The 22209-nt window shown below is 64.2% G+C and carries 21 protein-coding genes; 13 read left to right on the top strand and 8 right to left on the bottom strand.

Annotated features, from left to right (window positions below; translation table 11 throughout):
* The first annotated feature begins 6 nt into the window (after positions 1 to 6).
* Both ABEA12_RS18020 and ABEA12_RS18015 read left to right on the top strand, forming a co-directional pair.
* Positions 7 to 1326 carry a glycosyltransferase family 87 protein gene (locus ABEA12_RS18020; protein ID WP_210102545.1) on the top strand — a complete coding sequence of 440 codons (1320 nt, stop codon included), beginning with the start codon at positions 7 to 9 and terminating at the stop codon, positions 1324 to 1326.
* A gap of 399 nt (positions 1327 to 1725) precedes the next feature.
* Complete coding sequence (locus tag ABEA12_RS18015; protein ID WP_210100728.1) at positions 1726 to 1881, top strand: hypothetical protein; 156 nt, start codon at positions 1726 to 1728, stop codon at positions 1879 to 1881.
* A gap of 84 nt (positions 1882 to 1965) precedes the next feature.
* Here ABEA12_RS18015 and ABEA12_RS18010 read toward each other — a convergent pair whose 3' ends face one another.
* Both ABEA12_RS18010 and ABEA12_RS18005 read right to left on the bottom strand, forming a co-directional pair.
* Positions 1966 to 3432 (bottom strand): DUF2079 domain-containing protein, encoded by a 1467-nt coding sequence (locus tag ABEA12_RS18010; protein ID WP_210100729.1) that lies wholly within the window; start codon positions 3430 to 3432, stop codon positions 1966 to 1968.
* Positions 3433 to 3477: 45 nt separating this feature from the next.
* On the bottom strand, positions 3478 to 4110 hold the full coding sequence (locus ABEA12_RS18005; RefSeq protein ID WP_210102546.1) for a uracil-DNA glycosylase family protein: 633 nt from the start codon (positions 4108 to 4110) through the stop codon (positions 3478 to 3480).
* A gap of 590 nt (positions 4111 to 4700) precedes the next feature.
* Here ABEA12_RS18005 and ABEA12_RS18000 point away from each other — a divergent pair.
* From ABEA12_RS18000 to ABEA12_RS17990, 3 genes are all read left to right on the top strand, one after another.
* Complete coding sequence (locus ABEA12_RS18000) at positions 4701 to 5519, top strand: DUF2637 domain-containing protein (protein WP_210100730.1); 819 nt, start codon at positions 4701 to 4703, stop codon at positions 5517 to 5519.
* A 259-nt stretch (positions 5520 to 5778) separates the two neighbouring features.
* Positions 5779 to 7011, top strand: coding sequence for a GTP pyrophosphokinase (locus tag ABEA12_RS17995; RefSeq protein WP_210100731.1), 1233 nt, complete (start codon positions 5779 to 5781; stop codon positions 7009 to 7011).
* 134 nt (positions 7012 to 7145) lie between these two features.
* Positions 7146 to 8747 (top strand): ABC-F family ATP-binding cassette domain-containing protein, encoded by a 1602-nt coding sequence (locus ABEA12_RS17990; RefSeq protein ID WP_210100732.1) that lies wholly within the window; start codon positions 7146 to 7148, stop codon positions 8745 to 8747.
* A gap of 268 nt (positions 8748 to 9015) precedes the next feature.
* Here the strand turns inward: ABEA12_RS17990 and ABEA12_RS17985 are convergent, their stop codons facing one another.
* Genes ABEA12_RS17985 through ABEA12_RS17975 form a run of 3 tightly spaced genes read right to left on the bottom strand, consistent with a single transcriptional unit; the run spans position 9016 to position 10901 of the window.
* Complete coding sequence (locus ABEA12_RS17985; protein WP_210100733.1) at positions 9016 to 9966, bottom strand: SURF1 family cytochrome oxidase biogenesis protein; 951 nt, start codon at positions 9964 to 9966, stop codon at positions 9016 to 9018.
* Between the two features lie 15 nt (positions 9967 to 9981).
* The gene (locus tag ABEA12_RS17980) at positions 9982 to 10242 is read right to left on the bottom strand and encodes an acetone carboxylase (RefSeq protein WP_210100734.1); all 261 of its coding nucleotides are present in this window, start codon (positions 10240 to 10242) and stop codon (positions 9982 to 9984) included.
* Entirely contained in the window at positions 10239 to 10901 is a 663-nt protein-coding gene (locus ABEA12_RS17975; RefSeq protein WP_210100735.1) for a DUF3099 domain-containing protein, read from the bottom strand. The genes ABEA12_RS17980 and ABEA12_RS17975 overlap by 4 nt, the downstream gene beginning before the upstream one ends.
* Before the next feature lie 286 nt (positions 10902 to 11187).
* On the opposite strand from ABEA12_RS17975, the gene fabG reads away from it, so the two are divergent.
* From fabG to ABEA12_RS17960, 3 genes are all read left to right on the top strand, one after another.
* Entirely contained in the window at positions 11188 to 11907 is a 720-nt protein-coding gene (fabG, locus tag ABEA12_RS17970; RefSeq protein WP_210100736.1) for a 3-oxoacyl-[acyl-carrier-protein] reductase, read from the top strand.
* A 144-nt stretch (positions 11908 to 12051) separates the two neighbouring features.
* A complete protein-coding gene (locus ABEA12_RS17965; protein ID WP_210100737.1) occupies positions 12052 to 12516 on the top strand; it encodes a GatB/YqeY domain-containing protein in 465 nt (154 codons plus the stop codon).
* Positions 12517 to 12721: 205 nt separating this feature from the next.
* Positions 12722 to 13468 carry an SDR family oxidoreductase gene (locus ABEA12_RS17960; protein WP_210100738.1) on the top strand — a complete coding sequence of 249 codons (747 nt, stop codon included), beginning with the start codon at positions 12722 to 12724 and terminating at the stop codon, positions 13466 to 13468.
* A 111-nt stretch (positions 13469 to 13579) separates the two neighbouring features.
* On the opposite strand, the gene ABEA12_RS17955 is transcribed toward ABEA12_RS17960, so the two are convergent.
* The gene (locus ABEA12_RS17955) at positions 13580 to 15292 is read right to left on the bottom strand and encodes a VanW family protein (RefSeq protein WP_210100739.1); all 1713 of its coding nucleotides are present in this window, start codon (positions 15290 to 15292) and stop codon (positions 13580 to 13582) included.
* A 143-nt stretch (positions 15293 to 15435) separates the two neighbouring features.
* Entirely contained in the window at positions 15436 to 16344 is a 909-nt protein-coding gene (gene serB, locus ABEA12_RS17950; RefSeq protein ID WP_210100740.1) for a phosphoserine phosphatase SerB, read from the bottom strand.
* Between the two features lie 189 nt (positions 16345 to 16533).
* Here serB and ABEA12_RS17945 point away from each other — a divergent pair, with 189 nt between their 5' ends.
* The 5 genes from ABEA12_RS17945 (at position 16534) to lplB (ending at position 20692) form a co-directional block, all read left to right on the top strand.
* A complete protein-coding gene (locus ABEA12_RS17945) occupies positions 16534 to 17319 on the top strand; it encodes an ABC transporter ATP-binding protein (protein WP_210100741.1) in 786 nt (261 codons plus the stop codon).
* 100 nt (positions 17320 to 17419) lie between these two features.
* The gene (locus ABEA12_RS17940) at positions 17420 to 18223 is read left to right on the top strand and encodes a sulfite exporter TauE/SafE family protein (protein ID WP_210100742.1); all 804 of its coding nucleotides are present in this window, start codon (positions 17420 to 17422) and stop codon (positions 18221 to 18223) included.
* Positions 18220 to 19092 carry a TrmH family RNA methyltransferase gene (locus ABEA12_RS17935; RefSeq protein ID WP_210100743.1) on the top strand — a complete coding sequence of 291 codons (873 nt, stop codon included), beginning with the start codon at positions 18220 to 18222 and terminating at the stop codon, positions 19090 to 19092. Before ABEA12_RS17940 ends, ABEA12_RS17935 begins: the two co-directional genes overlap by 4 nt.
* 145 nt (positions 19093 to 19237) lie before the next feature.
* Positions 19238 to 19495, top strand: coding sequence for a type B 50S ribosomal protein L31 (locus ABEA12_RS17930; RefSeq protein WP_210100744.1), 258 nt, complete (start codon positions 19238 to 19240; stop codon positions 19493 to 19495).
* Between the two features lie 129 nt (positions 19496 to 19624).
* Positions 19625 to 20692, top strand: coding sequence for a lipoate-protein ligase small subunit (gene lplB, locus ABEA12_RS17925; RefSeq protein WP_210100745.1), 1068 nt, complete (start codon positions 19625 to 19627; stop codon positions 20690 to 20692).
* A 101-nt stretch (positions 20693 to 20793) separates the two neighbouring features.
* On the opposite strand, the gene ABEA12_RS17920 is transcribed toward lplB, so the two are convergent.
* On the bottom strand, positions 20794 to 22167 hold the full coding sequence (locus tag ABEA12_RS17920; RefSeq protein WP_210100746.1) for an NAD-dependent succinate-semialdehyde dehydrogenase: 1374 nt from the start codon (positions 22165 to 22167) through the stop codon (positions 20794 to 20796).
* Positions 22168 to 22209: the final 42 nt, after the last annotated feature.

Here is a 22209-nt window from a genome sequence, read left to right as displayed (position 1 = left end):
ATCGTGATGCAACCGGTCAAGAACCTGTTCACCGCCCGCGAGGCAACGCGCCCGATCATTACCGGGCTGTTGGTGCTCACCGTCATTGGCGCGCTCATCGCCGTGCTGTCCAAGCAGTGGTGCCGAGTCAACGGTTGGCCCGATGCCGAACAGCACCTGCACATGTGCTATTCGGACTTCTCCCAGCTCTTTGGCACCCGGGGCATGGCCGACAAACTCTTCCCCTACTTCACCGGGCTGCCGGCCGAGCAGGCGCTTGAATACCCGGTGCTGCTGGCCGTCATCGCCGGGCTCACCGCCATGGTGATCCCGGGGATCGGGTTCTCACCCGAACGCCAGCTGGCCTACTTCGATCTGAACTCTCTGTTGTCCTTCATCTGCTGGGCCGTTGTGGTGGTGGCGGTTGCCTACGCGGCACGGCACCGCAGCCGCGATGCCATCATGGTGGCGCTGGCCCCGGGCATCATCCTGACCAGCCAGCTGAACTGGGACTTGTGGGCGGTGATGCTGGCGATGACCGGGCTGCTGGCCTTCTCGCGCAAGCACATCGTGCTGGCCGGGGTGTTGCTGGGCCTGGGCGCCGCGGCCAAGCTCTACCCCTTCTTCCTCTTCGGTGCGATCCTGGTGCTGTGCCTGCGCACCGGGAGGATGCGGCACTTTTGGGTGTCGCTGGCATCCGGTATTGCCGCGTGGCTGGTGGTCAACGTGCCGTTCATGATCACCGCGTTCGAGGAGTGGAGCCGGTTCTACACCTTCTCCGGTGACCGCCCGGCGGGCAACTCCTCGATGTGGTTGGCGTTCGTGTGGACCGGGATGGACGGGTCCACCATGTCCTACCTCTCCAACGGGCTCTTCGGCATCGCCTGCCTGGGCATCGCTTGGCTTGGCCTAAGCGCCACCCGCCGCCCGCGCATGGCGCAGCTTGCGTTCTTGATCGTTGCCGCGTTCCTGCTCTTGGGCAAGGTCTACTCGCCGCAGTTCGTGATGTGGCTGATCCCGCTCTACGTCCTGGCGCGGCCCAAGTGGCGCGAGTTCCTGCTCTGGCAGGGGATCGAGGTCTTCCACTGGGCCTTCGTCTGGCTCTGGAGCGCCAAATGGGTCAGCGGCCTTGAATACTTCGGGAACAGCCGGATGATCGAGATCCTCTACGGGCTGGGCATCGTCGCGCACATGGCGATGGTCACCTACATCTGCGTGAAGATCATCGGGGACATCCGGAACCCCGACCGTGACCTCGTGCGTGCCGAGGGCGACGATGATCCGCTGGCCGGCCCGTTGGAGTCCCTGGAAGACAAATTCGTCCTCGGACGCAAGGCCGGCAGCTAAGCCTGATCGCGTCGGCAGGGTTTGATTCGCGCAGACCCTGCCCCAACGCGGCGCCCAACCTGTCTTTTGCGCACCCGCACGCGCGCGGTTGGTCTCCCGGCGGGCGCGGCGACCTGGCCCACGGGCTTCGTTGCCCTTAGCCTGGTGGTTCCGCTGGGCGCCGGCATTCACCTGCTCGGCGCTTATCCGGCGTTCGGGGAGCGGTGCTAACAGCGGGAACGCGCTGGCACTGGGGATCTACGGACTACGGGGTGCCGCGGTGCCGGAGTGCCCTTCGTCATCTGCGGTTCGCGGTTCGGTGCAGCCTCTTGGTTCTTGCCGCGCACGGATTGGTCGCCCCCGGGGCCTGCTATCGAAGAATGGTGATGGGTTTCGCCCTTTCCCACGTCATCGGATCCGATGCCGGCACGCCGACCGGCGGGGGACTGGCCAGGGGGCCTGTCGATCAGCGGGGGCATCGCCGTGATGGTGCTCCTTGGCATGGGCCTCGGCCAGGAGAGGGGCAAGCGCGTGGACCAGGTGGGGACCTTTGGAAGCCCGCAGGTGCGCTGGTAGGGCGCCGATGCGCGCGCCATGAAAGGGGTCACCCCGCATCGTCGTCCGGGGCGGTGTTCGCGTTGGCATGCTGGGAATAGGGGGTTAGCTCTTGAGATAGTTGGTGCAGGCCGGGTCCACCGGGATCTCACGGTGCAGCACTAGGATCCCGTCATCGATCGGGGCCACCTGCTTGAAGCCCAACGCGTGGGCGCGGCGCAGCGCCTGCGGCGGGCTCAGCGGGTCCCAACCACCGAGTTCCTGTTCGTTGAAGTCGATGACCATCCAGCTGGACAGATCGGTTCCGATATCTCCCATCATCCCCACATAGGTGCGGGTGGATAGATGCGGGACCAGGGTGTCGGCGGCCTCGACGCACACTCCGTCGGGAATCATGTCCACGGCGCGTTCCTTGGCCGAGACCAGGGTGCCGGGCGCCCAGTTGGCTGCGGTGAGCGTGCGTCCCAGCGGGAACACCGAGTGAAAGAACAGCGTCCCCACCAATGAGAAGGCCAACAGCCAGGCCGGCGCAATGAGCTTGGCCTTGTTCCAGCCGTAGCGGTTGATCAGCTTTCCCAGCACGTGCACTGCGGAGAGGATCAGGATCGGGGCCATGATCGCGTCGTACTGGTAGACCGGTGCCCAGGTGTTCAACCGGTCGTTGAACAGCCGGCTGAGCAGCAGCGGGGCACCAAGGATGACGTAGGGCGATGCCAGAGGAAGCAGCGCCAGCGGCAGGAAGCTCAACAGCCACAGCGCCACCTTGAGCTGGTGGTTGAACAGGATCGCAATGGCGGAAAACGGGTGGGTAAGCATGAAATAGATGGCCGCCCCGGCGCTGGCGCCCAGCGCGGTGTATTGCCAGTAGGTGAACTCCCCGGCGGGGGAGAAGAGCGGTATCAGGTAACTGGTGACCAGCACGTACCCGCCGAGTCCCACCACGGCCAACAGCGCGGCCTTGGCCCACTGCTGGTGGAAGAGCATCACGATGCCCACCGCAAGAATGGTGATTCCCATGTCCTCGCGCACCAAAAGCAGCGAGGCCGAAAGCCCGACCACCAGCCAGTAGCGGGAGCGGTCGAAAGCGAAGATGATCCACGCCATGATCGGCACCCCGAAAGCGACCTCGTGGAACTCCCAGTTCACGATCGCCTGGAACGGCCACCACAACAACATCGCCGAGGCGGTCAGCAGTGCACCGAGGTGCCCGAAGCGGGGCCGGGTGAAGAGGTAGACGGGGATCGCGGTGGACACCAGCAGCAGCGCCAGGGCGATGCCCAGCATCCTGGGATCGTTCCAGATCCAGTAAAGCGGTGCCAACAGCGCCAGGATCGGGTGGAAGTGGTCCCCGAGCAGATTGAAGTCAACGCCCTTGATCGGCACGATGGGCGCCTTGAACATCGAGTACTGGCGTACCGCCTGGTCGAAGATGCCCAGGTCGTAGCCGCGGGACTCGAAGTTCGAAAAACGCAGCAGCGAGTGCGTCACATACAACACCCCCGCAATGGCCATGGCCGCACCCAGTTGGAGTTTCTGGGCAGGGCTTACGGCTGCGGGGGTGTGCTTGGGCATGGGTATGAGTTTATCCACGTGTTGCGGCGCGAGGAATTCGCGGTGCTACTTCAGGGTGTTCAGGCCGGTGCGTGCCATGGCGTCGGAGTAGGCGGCGTAGATTTCCTCGAGGTGTGCCTGTTGGCGTTCCGGGGAGCCGGCGAATGCGCGGCCATCAAGGGACTTGACCTTGTAGGTCTTGAAGCCGCGGCGCCACAGCAGCGGGTTCTGGGTCTTGACCAGCTGCTCGGAGAGGCGGTGTGCCTCGGTGCCGTGGGCGATCAACACCGATGCGCGCGGGACGACCTTGAGCAGGCGCAGCAGCGGCTTGAGGCCCGAGGTGATCTGCGGCGGGGTGAACTTGCCGTTGGCTTCGCCCGGGGTGTGCCACGGGTGCACATTCCAGGGAAGGAGGAACTCCGGACGCAGCCCCAACTGCCACTGCATTCCCAGCATACGGGTGGAGGCTTCCTGCGATCCGGCGTCGATGAACCCGGATTCGTTGGCCGCACCGATGTTGGAGAACAGCGAGATGATGCGGACTTCTTCGACGTTGTGTACCGGGTCGACATACGAAACCGAGGTTGCAGGGCGAAGTGCCCGCGTCTCGTCCACAAGGCGGTTGACGGGTTCGATCTGCTCCTCGTAGCGGCGTTCCATGAGAGGGTTTTCGACGTGTTCCGGGGCAATTGCTGTCATGAAGGTGAGCTTCTCCTGCTGGTGGTACGGGGACACGGAGGCGCACATCAAGCACGTCATCCAAAGGGGCAACGCACGATATGTACCGTGTCTTTGCTGCTAGAGCGGGGGGCGTGGGGAGCGGGATCTTCTGGTTTCGGGGGGTGTCATGCCCATGGGAGAACGCAAGTTTGATCCACCTTCTAACAATAGCCGCTTCTTCGGGCTTTGGGCATGTGTAGGGCCAAGGTAGTCATAGTGATCATTGGCACAGGCGATTGTGCCATCGTGGCCGGTGAGGCGTCCTTGCCCGTGTTCCCGAGGCAAAGGCGCTGCCCGGCTGCGTCTCGGGCACCGGTGGGAAACGCCGAGGGAACCGGGGTTCATCCGGGCGCGTGGCGCGCGGTGGAGTTGTCGCCGCCGTCCACGTTGGCCCCGCGGCGTTGGCGGTACTGCCGGGATGCGATCGTGCAGCTATGGTCCGGGGTCGGTAGGCCAGGCCATACACTTATCGATGGTTTGCCACGGGGACAGCTCTGTTCTGAGGCGGAGTCTGGCCGACCATTTTCACCGCAACAACAGACCCACAAGTGATTGAGGCACCCAGCCAGATGAATGAAAAGATTCCGAACGAGCCGCACAAGGCAGTCTTGCGTACGGCCGTTGCTGCCACCGTCCTGATCGCCATCGGCGCGTTCGTGCTCTCCTTCTCGGCGTTGACCGACCTGGCGCAACGCTCGGGCATCGATGCGAACCTCGCATGGATCTGGCCGATCATCGTCGACGGCATGATCGTGGCCTCGACCGTGGCCATCGTGGCGCTGAACGGCCACAGCCGCCGGGCCATGGTCTACCCGTGGACCTTGCTGTTCTTTGGTGCCTTTGTCTCCACCGCGGCGAACTCCGTGCATGCGATCCTGACCGTCGGCGAGATGAATTCGGATATCCCCCCGGTCGTCTCGGCTTTGGTTGCCGCGATGCCGCCAGTCGTTTTGCTGGCCATCACCCACCTGACGGTGCACATGTACCAAAAGAAGTCCGAAGCCGCAGAAAAGCGTGCAGCTGCCGCATACGATGAGGAAACCGTCGAGAACGAGAAGTACGGATTTGCCTACGACGACGGTTTCCAGGCTGCAATGACAGACGCGCAGAACGCCGAGTCCGAACGCGTGGCCACAGGCCAGGAGCAGTTGGCCGAAGCGACTGCACGTGCCCGTGCCGAGGGCCGTGCCGAAGCGAACAGTGCGTTGGCCCAGATAAAGACCGAGGCCGCCAGTGGCAACACGCAGGCAGTGAGCGCCAAGTCACCGGCGAACGCCTCCTCAAACGGGGCCAGGCCCGCGTCCACGGGCAAGATCGGTGCCATGGCAGGTTCCGGAGCAGCTCCGCTTTATGACGAAATCGCCCAATCGCAGGATTCGCGGAACTAGACACACCGTTCCCCGGGCACCTGGCGCGATGCGGACCCGTATTGGCCCGGCGGGTGATTCCGCCGGGATTTCCCGGGCAGCGTGATGCAAGACAAGTAGAATTCCCACGCCGATGGAGCGGCGGTTTTAGCCTCGATTCTCGGGGCAGCAGCCGCCGGTTCATGTTCCCAACACCTTGCTCCCGCAGGCAGCCGGGCATCAGTTGATAGGCTGACCAAGGATCACCACCCAACCAGCCGTTTGTTTCTAGGAGGCACGAGTGGGCACACCTTGGGAAACCCTGGATGAATCACTGCGCGAGGATGTCAACGCCAGCGTCAAGCTCTACGCCGAAGCGCGTGCGATGCTTGAGCATGTGGCCGACTCCATGCGCGCCCGGATCGAGATGCTCTTCGATGACACGGAGAACAATCCGCTCTTCATCGTCGGGCGGGTCAAGACCGTCGAGTCCTTCCGCGACAAGGCCTCGCGCATGCTTGTCGGGGAGGCGAGCGAGGCCCCTGCCCTGGAATTCCCCAACCCGCTACGGGAGATCCACGACCTGGTGGGCGTGCGCGTCATCGTCAAGTTACCCCATGAGATTCGCGAGGCCGCGAACCTGATCAAGCGCCGGCGCTCCGATTTCGATTGCCGCTCGGACCGTGAGAAAGACATCGGTTCCGTGGAGTCCGGCACCTACGGCTACTCCTCGCGCCACCTGATCCTCAAGACCCGTGGCGAGGAAGTGGTCCGGGATTTCCAGGCGAAGCTGGGCGGGGATGTGCGCATCACCGGAAACTTTGTTTTCGAGGTGCAGATCCGCACGATCCTGTCCCATGCCTGGAGCGAGATCGAACACGACATCCGGTTTAAGAACGCCGAACCACGCGCCTGGAGCCCCCACATCGACAGGCAGTTCACTGCGACAGCCGCGATGCTTGAAGCCGTCGAAGACCAGTTCTCCGAGCTTCATGAACGATTCCAGACCGTCACGGGGTTCTGGGATGCCGACGGCGAAGGAGCCGTGGAGCTCAGCGCGGAGCGCATCCAGTTCATCTGGCAGACGCTGCTGCCCCACGTGGACCGCAAGTCCGACGATGACTGGGGCTGGGCAGCGGAACTGCTGGCCGCCCACGGACTCTCGCGCACCCGCGAATTCGCCGAGCTGCTGCAGCCCAGCGTCATCACCTCGGTGCGCGCCGCCCTGGACCACCGCTACTCCCCGGGTCCCGATCGCTTGCTTGATGACGTGCTTCTGTGGCATTTCGGCACCACCCACATCCAGGCCACCAGCGGCGGGGATGCCCATCGTGCTGATTCATTGCGCCGCAGACTGGTCCAAATGGACGCCTACAGGACCAAGCATGCCGAGGCGAGTCTTTCCATCGTCCGCGCCCCGGGCGCCCTCGCCCCGGCAGTGCTGCCGGTGTCCACGGAATCCAAGCCAACGGCAAAGCAGGAACCAAAGGAGAGCCCCAAGTCGCAATCCAAGGCTTCGAACACGAAATCCTGAGGCCCCGGTATCGATCCGGGGAACCCCCTGCGGCGTGAGATGCAACGCATCATCATGCCAAACCGTGTCCGGCCCACGTAGACTGGGTAGGTTGCCCATCAGGGCGGCTGCATAACTTTACCGAAAGGGTCACCGTGATTTCCGTTGCCGATTTGGAGCTGCGCGCCGGCGCACGCCTTCTCATGGAGGGCGTCTCGTTCCGCATCGACAAGGGCGACAAGATCGGCCTGGTCGGACGGAACGGTGCCGGCAAGACAACTATGACGCGTGTGCTGGCCGGAGAAGCCGCACCCGCAGGTGGCGCCGTCACTTCCACGGGGGCCATCGGCTACCTGCCGCAGGACCCGCGTACCCCTGACATGGAACAGCTGGCCCGCGACCGCATCCTTTCGGCCCGAGGCCTGGACATCATCGTCGGCAACCTCAAGAAGTGCCAGGAGGACATGGCCTCGGAGGACCCCAAGGTCGCCGCCAAGGCGATGCGCCAGTACGACCGCATCGAGGCGGAGTTCATTGCCGGCGGAGGTTACGCCGCCGAATCCGAGGCAGCAGCGATCTCCAACAACCTCTCGCTTCCCGAGCGCCTGCTCAACCAGCCGCTGTCCACCCTTTCCGGTGGACAGCGTCGCCGTGTCGAGCTCGCCCGGATCCTCTACGCCGATGCCGAGACCCTGCTGCTCGATGAGCCCACCAACCACCTCGATGCTGATTCGATCACCTGGCTGCGCGGCTTTCTGGCCAACCACCAAGGCGGGCTGCTGGTCATCTCCCACGACACCTCGCTGCTGGAAGCCACAGTGAACAAGGTCATCCACCTCGACGCCAACCGCGCCACCATGGATGTATACAACCTCGGGTGGAGGCGCTACCTGCAGCAGCGCGAAACCGACGAGCGCGCCCGCAAGCGCGAGCGCGCCAACACCGAGAAGAAGGCCAGCACCCTTTTGGCGCAGGCCAACAAGATGAAGGCACGTGCCTCGGGCGCCTCGGCGGCCCAGTCGATGCTCAAGCGTGTTGACCGGTTGATGGGCGGACTTGACGATGTCCGCGTCGCCGACCGCGTCGCGGCCCTGCGTTTCCCGGATCCGGCCCCATGCGGCAAGACCCCGCTGATGGCCGAGGGGCTTTCGAAGTCCTACGGCTCGCTGGAAATCTTCACAGATGTCTCCCTAGCCATCGACCGCGGTGCCAAGGTAGTGATCCTGGGCCTGAACGGTGCCGGCAAGACCACCTTGCTGCGCATGCTTGCCGGGGTGTCCAATCCCGACACCGGCGACCTGATCTCCGGCCACGGCCTGAAGATCGGTTACTTCGCCCAGGAGCATGACACCCTGGACGTTGACCGCTCGGTGCTCGAGAACATGCGCTCGGCAGCACCGAGCCACATGGGTGACGCCGAGGTTCGCGGTATCCTGGGTTCCTTCATGTTCTCCGGGGACGACGTCTCAAAACCTGCCGGCGTGCTCTCCGGCGGCGAGAAGACCCGCCTTGCGCTGGCGACCATCGTAGCCTCGAGTGCGAACGTGCTGCTGCTCGATGAGCCCACCAACAACCTGGACCCGGCATCACGCGCCGAGATCCTCTCCGCGTTGTCAAACTTCACCGGTGCCGTTGTCATGGTCTCGCACGACGAGGGCGCGGTTGCCGCGCTGAACCCGGATCGCGTGGTCCTGCTTCCAGACGGCGACGAGGACCTCTGGAACGATTCGTACCTGGACCTGGTCACCTTGGCCTAAAGCCTTCCCGTCACCGGCACTTTTCACCGCCGTTACACCAACGCACGAGCCCCGTGGCGCCTACAAGGCAATGCCGCGGGGCTCGTGTCGTTTGGTGCTCAACCAATTCGTGTTCCGGAGCACCAAAGGTTCGACTGCTTTGCTAAAAGGCCGGTCGGGGCACCTGGTTGGCGGAGGATCGCGGACCTCGCCGGTTTGGTGCAACACGGCCCACCAGACCTTTTGGGACCCAAGAACCCCGTGAGGCCGCGGGGTTCCTCAGTCACACCTAAAGGGTGTCGGTGTTCCTGCCCTGGCCGGTCGAACCTGATGCGGGCCCATCGTCCTGGGCCCGTCGTTCAAGCTCGTCGAGGTAGGCGTCCTCCGTGGCCTCGTCCGTGGCACTGCCGTCACGACGGACCAGCTTCTTGGGCTTCTTGCGCAGCCTGTGGGCCTGGTGCAGCACGGGCTCCTCCCCGCGCAAGAGAGCAGCGGCACGCTCCTCGCGGTCCTCCCGGTTGATTCGTGATTGCTGTTTGGCCGCATAGCCGAAACCCACGAAGACCAGCACGCCGAAGGCGAACCACTGGAAGGAGTAGGACAGGTGCGGGCCTTCGTCTTCCTCCGGGCGTTGCAACGCCAAGGGCGCATCGGCAGAGGCCGGATCCTCCAAGTACATCAGCCCGAAGCTGCCGGTGGACACCGGATAGCCCAGCTGCTTCTCGAAGGTGCCCAGGTCGATCGAGGCCAGCTGGCCCTCGGGGGCCCCTCGGTCCAGTGTCGGTTCCCCTGCCTTGAGCCTGACATCAACCTCGACGGTTCCGCCGGGCGGTTCCGGAACGGCATCCGGGCGGCCGGCATTCTCGTTGCCGATGGGCAGGAATCCGCGGTCAACGATCACCACGGGGCCCTCGATGGTGCGGAAAGGAACCAGTACCTCGTAGCCGGGACGGGAGCCGGAGATGCGGTTGCGCACCACGGCCTGGTCTTCGGCCAAGTAACTGCCACGCAGCGACACCGGGGTCCATTTGCTCTCCGGGGGCATTTGCGTGAAGAGGTCTTGGGCCTTGGCGAAAGGAATCGGCTCGGCGTCGTAGTTGCGCTGCACGTGGGAGATCTCTGTCAGGGCGGTCTCACGGCGGTCCATCTGCCACTTGCCCAGGAAGGCGAACGTGGTGGCAAAAAGGCACACCAAAAGCAACCAGCCGATCCAGCGAGTGCTGGCCAGGAATCGATACACGCTAGCGGGTTCTCCTTAGGATGTGGTGCCAGGGGTCGGATCTTCAAGCGGCAGGCGCTCCTTGAAGAGCAACCGCTCCGAGAGGTAATTTTCAAGCCAGTCGGCATGCCCGTCGCAGGCCAACCAGGTCTTGCGTCGTTCCGGGGCATGGATTTTCGGGTTGTTCCAGAGCAGCCGGACGGTGGCGTCGGTCCTGCAGCCCTTGCGCGAACACCGCGGCGGTCCGGTGGGGCCCTGCGGACCTGACCCCTGCCCCAGGGAATCAAAGATGCTCATCGTCCACCATCGCGCTGGCCGTCATCGGGGCCGGGTTGGTCGGGGTCCTCCACGAAGCTGCCGTCGATCGTTGTTGGCGCCTCGGCGGGAAACCCTCCTGCGTAGCTGCCATTCGGTCCAGAGGCGGATGGCCACGTCGCTGAAGTATTTGCACGGGCGGATTCTCCGCTGTCGCTTTCGGACATGATGTCCCCTTCCTCGTAAATGGTGGAAGGATCCTCATCGCCATGTTGGGCCGTGGTTTGGGTGGATCCGGAATCCTGTGCTCCAAAGGGATGTTCGGCGGCATCTTCGGCCCTCTCCTGCGCAGCCGCGGGAGCGCGCTTGGGATCGTAGGCGGTGAAGCCAGAGGTCAGCAGGTGCGGGTCCCCGGGCTCGTAGAACTCGGCGGGAGGTTGCCGTTTTGTCAGGTCTGCGCCGCCATTGGCGATCACCACTGCGATGTAGGGAAGCACGATGGCCCCGGCGAGGAACACCCATTGAAGCCAGCCGTGCACGAAGAAGGCAGCGATGAAGCAGGCCAGGCGCACCGACATGGAGATGGTGTATTTCAGCACCCGAGAGTGCTGCTCCACGCTGTGGGACTCCTGCGCCTCGGTGATCCGATGCACCTGTGGGCCCGGGTCACGATGATGGTTGTTGCTATGTGGCTCGCTCATGGTTCTTCCGTGGATCCGATACCCAACATTGTCTCACCGACCTGCGCCGGTGTACGAATCGAATCGATATGCATGCAGCGAACGGCCGGCCGCGTACCAAAGCGTGCGCACCAAACCCCACGAATCGCCGGGGAACTTCGCCCCGGGAGGATGCGTCCGGGGACGAAGAAGCCCACCGAAGCCCGTCGCTTGGCCAGGCCGTGGCGCAGGAAGCAGCGTGCGGGGCACCGGTTAGAATGGGATCCGCAGCCCACCACCAAAAACAGTCAAGTCTTATGGAGGATCCATGTCCGAAACCCCCACCGGCCGCAGCGTGCTGGTTACCGGAGGCAACCGCGGAATCGGCCTGGCCATCGCCCGGGCCTTCGAGGCAAACGGCGACCAGGTTGCCATCACCTACCGCAGCGGCGAGGTCCCGGAAGGTCTGTTGGGAGTGAAGGCGGACGTCACCGATTCCGCCTCCATCGATGCCGCCTTCACCGAGGTCGAGGCCGCCCACGGGCCCGTGGAAGTACTGGTTGCCAACGCCGGGGTGACCCGGGACATGCTGCTGCTGCGCATGAGCGAGGATGATTTTTCCTCGGTCATCGACACCAACCTCACTGGTGCGTTCCGGGTGATCAAGCGTGCCTCCAAGGGCATGATCAAGAAGCGCAAGGGCCGCGTGGTGCTGATTTCCTCCGTCGTCGGGCTCTATGGATCCCCGGGGCAGATCAACTACGCCGCTTCGAAGGCCGGCCTGGTGGGCATGGCCCGCTCGCTGACCCGTGAACTGGGTTCGCGCGGGATCACCGCAAACGTGGTGGCTCCGGGCTTCATCAATACCGACATGACCGCCGCCCTGCCCGAGGCCACGCAGAAGGACTACCTCTCCTCGATTCCGGCGAACAGGTTCGCTGAGCCCGAGGAAGTGGCCAACGTGGTCCGCTGGATTGCCAGCGACGAGGCAGCTTACATCTCCGGCGCGGTCATCCCGGTGGACGGCGGACTGGGCATGGGCCACTAACAAGGCACCCGCCGCACCGTGCCGGCAATCCCGCCCCCGGCGGGGGACACCTTGATGCGTAAACTTACCAGGTGCAGGGCACGGCATTTGGCGCGCCGTCGGCCAAGCAACCTTATTTCTACACCAGCCAAGAGAGAACAGACCATGGAAAACCTGAAAGCGCGTTTGCGCGAGGACATGAAGAAGCACCTAAAGGCCGGAAACCGTGTGGAGTTGATGACGGTGCGCAACCTGCTGGGCGAGATCAACACCCGGGAAAAGGGTGGCAAGACACCCATGGAGATGGACGACGCCGCGGTGACCTCACTGCTGCAAAAGGAAGCGGCCCGCCGCAGGGAAACCGCGCAGACCTATTCGGAGGTCGGGGCGGAGGACCGTGCCGCGGCGGAAAACTCCGAGGCCGGGATCATCGAGGCCTACCTTCCGGCACCGTTGGATGCAGCCGCTGTGCAGGGGATCATCGATGACGCCCTTGACACCCTGCGCGAAGAGGGCAACGAATTGTCCATGCGCTCGATGGGCCAGGTCATGAAGTTGGTCAGCGCGGAGGTTTCGGGCCGTTTCGATGGCAAAAAAGTCAGCGAGATGGTCCGCTCGTCGCTCGCCTAGGCCAGCCACGGTCACCGGTGCACACGGGATCGAGATCTCTTTGGAGGTTTCCTACAACAGTGCCTCCGGTACATCACTGGCAGGATTGAAACACCGGGCGTCGGACTTGTCTGTTCCGCCCAAGAGACTTAGCACCATCAAGGCATGCCAGCCACGGTATCGCGTCGCCGACGCGGTGCCGTGGCCACCACCACAAGGAGCAGAATTGACAGATCTTTCAGCCAAGGGCGCCATCGTCACCGGATCCTCGCGCGGCATCGGCGCCGAAGTGGCAAAGGTCCTTGCCGCCCAGGGTGCCGGCGTGGTCATCAACTACCGGCAGAAGGCTCCGCGCGCCAACAAGGTCGTTGCGGGCATCGTGGAGGCCGGCGGACGAGCCGTGGCAGTGGGCGCCGACCTGACCTCGGCCGAAGGCCCGGCTGCATTGGTTGATGCAGCCATCGAGAACTTTGGGTCCCTGGACGTGCTGGTGCTCAACGCATCCGGTGGCATGGAAACCAGCATGGGAGAGGACTACGCGCTGCGCCTGAACCGCGACGCGCAGGTCGCGATGCTCGAAGCCGCCACGGCGAAGATGGGCCCAGGCTCCCGAGTCGTGTTCGTCACCAGCCACCAGGCGCACTTCATCGACCGGGTCTCCACCATGGACGCCTACGAGCCGGTGGCCCGCTCCAAGCGCGCCGGCGAACTCGCGCTGCGTGATTTCATCCCGGCACTTCAAGCCAAGGGCATCGACTTCGTGGTGGTATCCGGTGACATGATCGAAGGCACCATCACCGCCACGTTGCTGGACCGTGCAGAGCCCGGCGCCATCGAGGCCCGCCGCGCCGCCGCCGGGAAGCTCTACTCAGTTGAGCAGTTCGGTGCCGAGGTTGCCGCCATGGCCAGCGCCGAGGTGCCCACTGGACACACCGAGTACGTCGGCGGCGCCGTCGGCTTCCTGGAGAACTAGCCAAGGAACCAACCGCCAAGACCCCCGCGCGGGGGCCGGTGGGCAAAAGCAGGTCCCTGGCTCCGCAAAACGGAGCTAAGGACCTGCTTTTGTCGTCGGAGGGCCGTTACGCTATGGCTTCTTGCCGCAGATGACCTTGTTCCAAGGCTGGTAGGTCCACGACTTGGTCTCGGCCGGGAGCTTCTTCTCGGCGGAGGTGCGCGTTCGTGTGACGTCGATGGAAAAACCCTTCTTGCCGCCGCTTTCCGGCTGGCAATTGCTGGCCGGGTTATAGGTGGTGGTGGGGTTGGTGAAGTTGTACTTCGAGCTCGAGGAGGAACCCACCTTCCAGTACTTGGTGCTCCACAGGCGGGTGTTGACCTTGCCGCCACCGACCCCTGCCTCGATCATCACGGCGTAGGGGGTGTTGTTCTTCCACGCCATGTCGACCTGGCCCTCCCAAAGGGTCGCTTCGCGCCCTGGGGGGTAGCGGTCGAACCAGCGGCTGTGCGGCTTGTGGGTGATATCGTCGTATCCGGCCAGGAAGCCGACGTTGTACAGCTGCGTGGAGACCTGCGACAGGCCCCCGCCGACCGCCTCGGTGGCGAAACCGTCGACGACGACCCCGGAACCGTAATAGCCGTTGGCGGTCGTGATCGGGCCCAACGCCTTGGCCAGGGAGAAGGTCTGCCCGGGCATCACGAGCAACCCGTTCAGGCGCTTGGTACCGGCGTAGAGGTTCTTGGTGCGCACGGTATCGGCTGCCGGGTACGGCGTGGAGAAATTCGCGACCGGTTCCTTCACGCCCAGCTTCTTAGCCTGTTCGGTGCTCAGCTCGGGTTCCGAGACGGCGAGCTTGACGGTGGCCGTGCGTTCCTTGTCCTTGGAGGCGGCCAACACCGCGGTGTCCAGCCCGTTCTCATCGACGGACTTGCCGCTCTGCGAGGGGATGATCTGGGGCTTTCCGCCCTTGAGCACGATCTTCGCGTCCTTTGCGGTGGACCTGAAGCCGTCGGAACCGGCGCTGGCGGCCGTGGCAAGTTTCGCTGCATCCAGTGTCATACCTACCGCGTCGTCGGCGATCTTGAACGATGCGGTGTCCGCCAGTTGCTTCGGGCCCAGGTTTACGCTGGAGGTCCCGTCGGTGAGCTTGATGGGGCTGGCCACCAGCGGCTTGGCCTGCTCTTCGAGCGCCGTTTGCAGTGTTTCGGCCGAGGTCTCGGGCTCGGTGAGGGTAGCGGGCAGCTCGATGGCACCGTCATGGTCGAACCAGGAATCCGTGAGCACGTCCACGGATTCCTCCGCATCCAGCGCGACCCCGGTGACGGGCTTGGCCAGCACCGGGGTGGCTGCGTCGAAGGAAAGGTTTCCCTCGGCGGTTTTGATGCCGAACTTCGGCGCCAGGTCCTCTAGCGCACTGCGCAGCACATCCTTGTCCACTTCCAGTGCGGGCTGGACGTTCAACTGGTCGGTGAGGCGCTGGTAGAGGGTGGCGGGGTTCAGGGTGAACCCGGTGAGTCCGTCAAGGGTTTCATCAAGGTCCAGGCCAAGCCCGACCGCTGCCGGGTCCAATGCCTCCTTCTTCCCCTCGACGCTCACCGTCAGGGACTTTGCGGCCGTCGGCGCCAATTTTTCTTGCAGGACCTGGCGTGCGTCTTCGGGTGAGAGGGAACCCACATTGATGCCGTGGACAGTGGTGTTGGCCGGGGTTTGCGAGCCGAGGTAGACGGCGCCGCCGGCGTAGACGCCTGCTGCTACAACGACCAAGGATCCGGCGATGATCCAGCCGCGGCGTGACTTGCGTTTCGCGCCGCGGCTGTGACCGCGTACTTCTTGACTATCCAAAACCAGGTGTTCTCTTCCATCGGGGCACGCCTACGTACCGTGAATTAGGGGGTGGCGCAGTATGCAGTGGCTGCACCGCCTTCTGAAGCATACCGGGGTCCTCCAAACGAAGGAGTAAATGACAGGTGATTAGGGGCAAATTGTTATGAGATTCCCACCAAGTTGGCGATGATGTCCAGTCGCGGCAGGTCAATCCGGGCATCGGCTGCTGCGCGCAGCAGCGGTTTGGCGTTGAACGCGACCCCGAGACCGGCGGCACCGAGCATGTCCAGGTCGTTGGCCCCGTCACCGGCTGCAATGGTGTGTTCCATCTCGATGCCCAGCTCCGCGGCCCAGGTGCGCAACATCACTTCCTTGAAGGCCCGGTCCACCACCGTTCCATTCACTAACCCGGTGAGGCGTCCTGCGGCGATGTCCAGGTCGTTGGCCCGGGCGAAGTCCAGGTCCAACTCGGCGGCCAACGGACCAAGAACCTGGGCGAAGCCGCCGGAGACCACCGCGACATGGTGGCCCGCGGCCTTGAACGCGGCGACCAGCTCCGCGGCGCCATCGGAGAGCTCCAGTGTCCCGCGCACCGCGTCGATCACCTCGGTGCCAAGACCGGCCAGCACCTGCACGCGCGAATGCAGGGACTGCGCAAAATCGATCTCGCCGCGCATTGCCGACTCCGTGACGGCTGCGACCTCCGCCTCGCGTCCGGCGTGGGCGGCGAGCAACTCGATGACTTCCTGCTTGATCAGCGTCGAATCCACGTCCATCACCAGCAGCAGCTTCTTGGCACGCACCAGCTCTGCGGGAACCACGGCAATGGCCGCACCGTAAAGCTCCGGATCGGTGGAGGCCGCCAGCCGGTCATCCAAGGGGTTTGTCAGGGCACGAAGCTGGCGCACGGTGCCGCTGACCTCCCAGCGCGCCCCGGTGCGTCCCGGTCCGCCGAAGAAAGACTCGGAAATCACCTCGTGGCCGGCGGCGGCCAGGGTACTGCGCAGGCCGGCCGGTTCGGTGCAGGAACTGGCAGCGGAATAGAACACGATGAAGGCGGTGGATTGCATTCCCCCATTCTCCCGCCGTACGGAGCGCTGGCCCAAAACGGTATCCTTTGTTGCGCCCCGCCGAAGCCCCGCGGCATCGACTGCGGCTGCATGGTTTCTGCTGCCAATCAGGCACCATGGGCGGCGCGGCGCGGTACCAACCGGTGACCGGTTGGGTCAAAACCGGGAAACTGCCCTAGTGTTTTACCCATGAATGAAGTGCTGGGCCTGGCCGACGTCTCCGTGGTACGCGGACGCAAAGACTTACTAACCGATATCAACTGGACGGTTAAGGAGGGCGAGCGTTGGGTGGTGCTGGGGCCCAACGGTGCCGGAAAAACCACGCTGCTGCAGATTGCCGGGGCGCGCATGCACCCCACCCGCGGTGTTGCAGGCGTGCTGGACGAGGTACTTGGAGCCGTCGATGTCTTCGAGCTGCGCCCACGTATCGGGCTGTCCTCGGCGGCCCTTGCCAGCCACATCCCCGAACACGAGAGCGTGCTCAACGTCGTGCTCACCGCGTCCTACGGGATGACCGGGCGCTGGCGCGAGGCCTACGAGAAGCTCGACGAGCGCCGCGCCTTCTCCCTGCTCCACGACTGGGGCATGTCCACGATGATCAACCGCCCCTTTTCCACCCTCTCCGAGGGCGAGCGCAAGCGAGTGCAGATCGCCCGGGCACTGATGACGGATCCCGAGCTGTTGCTCCTTGACGAACCGGGAGCCGGGCTTGACCTTGCCGGCCGCGAGGACCTGGTCTCGCGCTTGAGCGAACTCGCCGACGACGACGAGGCCCCGGCGATGGTGCTGGTCACCCACCACCTCGAAGAGGTCCCCCCGGGATTCACCCACGTGCTGCTGATGCGTGAGGGCCAGGTGGTTGCCGCCGGTCCCATCGCCTCGACGCTGACCGAGGAGAACCTCTCGGAAACCTTCAACATGGCCCTGAGCCTGCGATCCGAGTCCGGACGCTTCAGCGCCGTTGCCAAGCGCTAACACCGATTGCTTGAACGTCCATGTGCCGCGCCCCGTCTTCAGGGGCGCGGCACATGGACGTAAGGGCCAGGACCAACTATTGAAGGACCGGTAACCTCCCGTGGACTTGTGGCGCGACATCATCATCTTTTTCGCGGGTCTCTGGGCCGGAACCATCAACACGATCGTTGGCTCCGGGACCCTGGTCACCTTCCCGGTGCTGGTGGCGCTGGGCTTCGCACCGGTCAACGCCGTTGTCTCAAACGCCATGGGACTGGTGGCCGGGGGATTCTCCGGCGCGTGGGGATACCGCCGCGAGGCCGCCAGCGTCTACAAGACGATGCTCAAGCTCGTGCCCGTCTCCCTGGTCGGCGGCCTGATCGGCGCCTGGCTGCTGCTGCACCTTCCGGACACGGTCTTCGGCTACGTGGCCCCGGTGCTGATCGTGCTGGCGTTGGGGCTGGTGATCTTCCAGCCAAGGCTCTCTGCCTGGGCCAAGTCGCGCCAGGCAACAAGTGTCGGAACAGACCCCGCGGACGCGGACAACGCCCCGATACCCATGGTGCTCTACATCCTGGTGTTTCTCATCGGGATTTACGGCGGCTACTTCACCGCGGCACAGGGAATCTTGCTGATGAGCGTGTTCGGGATCTTCCTGCACGCCTCGCTGCAGCAATCCAACGCCATCAAGGTGGTGCTCTCCCTGGCGGTGAACCTGGTGGCTGCGATCTCCTACCTGATCTTCGCCCCCGAACGCATCCACTGGCCGGTGGTGGTGCTCATTGCCGTGGGTTCGCTCATCGGCGGATTCATCGGCGCCAAGGTCGGGCGCAAGCTCTCCCCGGGCTGGCTGCGCGCGGTCATCGTGATCCTGGGCCTGGTTGCTTTGGCCAACATGGTCGCCAAGCTCTTCACCGGATCATGACGTCGACGGGTTCGGGGTCCTCCGCGCTGCGCGCCCTGGCCGGTCCCGGGCTGGGGGAGCGGCTCGTCTTCCTGGAATCGGGCGATGATCCACGGGTGCGCGACTACGTGGGCCTATCCGATGCCGCGTTGCGCCAGCAGGGGGACCCGGCCAACGGGCGATACATCGCCGAAGGCGCCAAGGTGATCAGCCGCGCCCTGGCCGCCGGGCATTCCCCTCGTTCCTTCTTCATGGCTTCCAAGCGCCTGGCGGGGCTTTTCGATGTCCTGGTCGCCCATCCCGGAGTTCCGGTCTTCGTGGGCGAGGACGCGGTGCTCGAGGCCGTCACCGGGTTTCACCTACACCGCGGCGCCCTGGCAGCCATGGATCGGCCGGCACCGGTGGTGCTGGAGGACGTACTGCGCGATGCAAAACGCATCGCAGTGCTCGAGGACATGGTGGACCACACCAACCTCGGGGCGATCTTCCGCTCCGCGGCCGCGCTGGGCATCGATGCGGTGCTGCTGAGCCCGCGCTGCGCAGATCCGCTGTACCGACGCAGCGTGCGGGTGAGCATGGGTGCTGTTTTCCAGGTCCCGTGGGTGCGGCTGGATTCCTGGCCGGAGGATCTTCACGCGCTGGACGCCGCCGGGTTCCAGACCGTGGCGATGGAGCTGACAGATCAGGCGCAGGATATCGACGAGGTTGCCGCCCTGGAGATCCCCAAGCTCGCCTTGGTGCTGGGCACCGAGGGCGCGGGCGTGAGCGACGCGGTGCTGGAGAAGGTCGCAAGGCACGCGATGATCCCGATGACCCCGGGGATGGACTCGCTCAACGTGGCGGCAGCCGCGGCGCTCGCCTTCTGGGAGCTGCGCCGCCGGAATCCCTGAGCTGGCCACACGGCTGTCACGGAGCTTGAATTGTGGATTCCCTCGCCCGTTCCGTTAGACTGGAACGTCGGCTTCGTGATCCCACGAGCCGGTTTTGCACATGTTGTTGCTGGCAAAATCCAGTGACGTGAACAAAGGTTTTTCCATGAAGGCTGATATCCACCCGCAGTACAACACGATCGTGTTCAACGACCTCGCCTCGGGCGAGAAGTTCTTGACCCGTTCGACCGCGAAGTCCAAGAAGACCATCGAGTGGGAAGACGGCAACACCTACCCGGTCATCGATGTTGAAATCTCGGCTGCTTCGCACCCGTTCTACACCGGCAAGCAGCGCATCATGGACTCGGCCGGCCGTGTCGAGCGCTTCAACCAGCGTTTCAAGGGCTTCGGCGCCAAGAAGTAATTCTTCGCCGCCCTTTGCACACGGGACCTTCCGTTTTGGAGGGTCCCGTTGCTGTTTAAGCTCTCTTCGCATACTTGCGAGGATCAAGCCCGATGGCGGGTGTCCTGCTCGGAGACTAGGATGGAGCCCATGACAAACGGCTATACGCATCATGGGGAATACAAGGTCATCGGCGGAAAGCTGGTCGTCGTCGACCTGGTGGTGGACAACGGGGTGATCACCGGGGCCTCGGTGAACGGGGACTTCTTCCTGGAACCCGACGATGCCCTGGGTGACCTGAATGCCGCGCTCATCGGGCTGCCTCAGAACGTCGAGCACGCGGTGATTCGCGATGCCGTCATCAATAACTTGCGCGAAGGCGCGGTGATGTTCGGCTTTGATGCCGACGCCGTGGCACGGGTGGTCCGCCGGGCCTTGGGCCATGCCACGTCCTGGGCCGACCACTCCTGGGAAGTCATCGGCCCTTCTTCCTTGCCCATCGCCCAGAACGTGGCCCTTGATGAGGTCATGGCCCGGCAAGTCGCTGCGGGAACCCGCGGTCCGACGCTGCGCTTCTGGGACTGGAACGACTCCGGGGTGGTCATTGGATCCTTCCAGTCGGTGCGCAACGAGATCGACGCGCAGGCCGCGGCCGAACAAGGCAGCCAGGTCGTGCGGCGCATCAGCGGAGGAGGCGCGATGTTCATGGAGGCAGGAAACTGCATCACATACTCGCTGTACCTTCCCGCATCGCTGGTCGACGGGATGAGCTTCGCCGATTCCTACCCGTTCCTGGACGCTTGGGTCATGGAAGCCCTGGGCTCCATCGGGGTCAAGGCACACTACAAACCGCTGAACGACATCGCCACCGAGGCCGGGAAGATCGGCGGAGCCGCGCAGAAGCGCCTGGCAGGCGGGGTGGTGCTGCACCACGTGACCATGAGCTACGACATCGACGCGGAAAAGATGCTGCAGGTGCTTCGCATCGGCCGGGAAAAGATCTCCGACAAGGGAATCGCCTCGGCCGTGAAACGCGTTGACCCGCTCAAGAGCCAGGCCAAAATGGGCCGGGACGAAATCATCGAACGCATGGCCCAGACCTTCACCCGTCGATACGGCGCCACCGGGCGCGAGCTCGATACCGAAACGCTCAACACGGCCCGCGAGCTGGCTGAGACGAAGTTCACCACCGACGCCTGGACAGCCCGCGTACCCTAACGAGAGTGGACCACATTGCGGTCCAAGGCGCGGAAGGACGAAGAAGGCCTCCCGGACATCGCTGTTCGGGAGGCCTTCTTGGCTACGCGGTGGTGCCGGAACTAGCCGCGGTAGGTGACCAGCTTGCGGTTGACGAACTCCTCCATGCCGTACTTGCCCAATTCGCGTCCAACGCCCGAGCGCTTGACCCCGCCGAAGGGAAGCTCTGCGGCGGTGCCACTTGTCTGGTTGATCGAGACCATCCCGACCTCCAGTTTCTCGGCGATGTCCCGTGCACGGTCCATGTCCTCACTCTGGATTGAGGCGCCGAGTCCGTACGCCGAGCTGTTGGCCAGGGCCACTGCCTCCTCGTCGCCGGATACCTTGTAGAGCACCGCGACAGGTCCGAAGAGTTCCTCGGAGTAGGCGCGCATGTCCTGGGTGACATCGGCCAGCACCGTCGGGGCGAAGAACGAGCCCTCGCCCTCCAGCGCGGTTCCACCAGCGAGAACGGTGGCGCCCTTGTCGATGGCGTCCTTCACCTGCGCGGCGAGTCCCTCGCGCGCCGCGGCCGATGAGAGCGGTCCCATGAAGGTCTCCGGCGCCGCCGGGTCTCCGACCTTGATTCCTGCGACGGCGCCGGTGAAGGAGTCAACGAACTCGTCGTAGACTGCCTCGTCGATAATGATGCGCTTGGCTGCGTTGCAGGCCTGGCCGGTGTTGGAAAAGCGGCCGAACATCGCCTGCTTGGCTGCGCGCTTGATGTTGGCGTTATCCAGCACCAGGAACGGGTCCGAGCCGCCGAGCTCGAGCACGACCTTCTTCAGGTTGCGCCCGGCGACCTCGGCCACCGCGGAACCTGCGCGTTCCGAACCGGTGAGCGATACGCCTTGGATGCGGGGATCGGCAATGATCTCCGCGGCCTGGTCGTTGGTGGCGAAGATGTTCACATAGGCGCCGTCGGGGGCGCCGGCGTCGGTGAAGATGGCCTCCATGGCCAGGGCCGACTCCGGGCACTGCGGGGCGTGCTTGAGCAGGATCGTGTTGCCGTTCATCAGGTTTGGCGCGGCAAACCGGGCGACCTGGTAGTACGGGAAGTTCCACGGCATGATGCCCAGCAGCACACCCACCCCTTCCTTGCGCACCAGCGCGGTGCCGCCGGAGGCCACCTCGAGTTCTTCATCGGCCAAGAACTTCTCGCCGTTTGCGGCGTAGTACCTGTAGATGGAGACAGTGATGTCGATTTCCTTGCCGGACTGGACAATCGGCTTGCCCATTTCACGGGTGATGATTCCCGCCAGCTCGTCGCGGTGCTCCTGGTAAAGGTCCGCTACGCGGTTCAGCAGCGCGGCGCGCTCAGTGATTTCCGAGGTGTGCCAGGTGCCGAATGCGGTGTCGGAACGATTCAACGCCGAGGCGATATCCGCGTCGGTGGCCGTGGGGTAGGTGGCTTCGACGATACCTGTCGTCGGGTTGGTGACTGCGTAAACACTCATGGGGATCTCCTTCGAGCTGTGGAACAAGGATACTGGCAACCG

This window comes from Paeniglutamicibacter antarcticus, from assembly GCF_039544305.1.
Taxonomy (GTDB): Bacteria; Actinomycetota; Actinomycetes; order Actinomycetales; family Micrococcaceae; genus Paeniglutamicibacter; species Paeniglutamicibacter antarcticus_C.
This window is presented reverse-complemented; position numbering and strand designations above follow the sequence as displayed.

Coding starts and splice junctions, on each gene's coding strand:
- fabG (WP_210100736.1), top strand. CDS start 11,188: ATGTCCGAAACCCCCACCGGCCGCAGCGTGCTGGTTACCGGAGGCAAC.
- ABEA12_RS17935 (WP_210100743.1), top strand. CDS start 18,220: ATGACGTCGACGGGTTCGGGGTCCTCCGCGCTGCGCGCCCTGGCCGGT.
- ABEA12_RS17930 (WP_210100744.1), top strand. CDS start 19,238: ATGAAGGCTGATATCCACCCGCAGTACAACACGATCGTGTTCAACGAC.
- ABEA12_RS17980 (WP_210100734.1), bottom strand. CDS start 10,242: ATGAGCATCTTTGATTCCCTGGGGCAGGGGTCAGGTCCGCAGGGCCCC.
- ABEA12_RS18005 (WP_210102546.1), bottom strand. CDS start 4,110: ATGACAGCAATTGCCCCGGAACACGTCGAAAACCCTCTCATGGAACGC.
- ABEA12_RS17945 (WP_210100741.1), top strand. CDS start 16,534: ATGAATGAAGTGCTGGGCCTGGCCGACGTCTCCGTGGTACGCGGACGC.
- ABEA12_RS18000 (WP_210100730.1), top strand. CDS start 4,701: ATGAATGAAAAGATTCCGAACGAGCCGCACAAGGCAGTCTTGCGTACG.
- ABEA12_RS17975 (WP_210100735.1), bottom strand. CDS start 10,901: ATGAGCGAGCCACATAGCAACAACCATCATCGTGACCCGGGCCCACAG.
- ABEA12_RS18020 (WP_210102545.1), top strand. CDS start 7: ATGCAACCGGTCAAGAACCTGTTCACCGCCCGCGAGGCAACGCGCCCG.
- ABEA12_RS17965 (WP_210100737.1), top strand. CDS start 12,052: ATGGAAAACCTGAAAGCGCGTTTGCGCGAGGACATGAAGAAGCACCTA.
- ABEA12_RS17920 (WP_210100746.1), bottom strand. CDS start 22,167: ATGAGTGTTTACGCAGTCACCAACCCGACGACAGGTATCGTCGAAGCC.
- ABEA12_RS18015 (WP_210100728.1), top strand. CDS start 1,726: ATGCCGGCACGCCGACCGGCGGGGGACTGGCCAGGGGGCCTGTCGATC.
- lplB (WP_210100745.1), top strand. CDS start 19,625: ATGACAAACGGCTATACGCATCATGGGGAATACAAGGTCATCGGCGGA.
- ABEA12_RS18010 (WP_210100729.1), bottom strand. CDS start 3,432: ATGCCCAAGCACACCCCCGCAGCCGTAAGCCCTGCCCAGAAACTCCAA.
- serB (WP_210100740.1), bottom strand. CDS start 16,344: ATGCAATCCACCGCCTTCATCGTGTTCTATTCCGCTGCCAGTTCCTGC.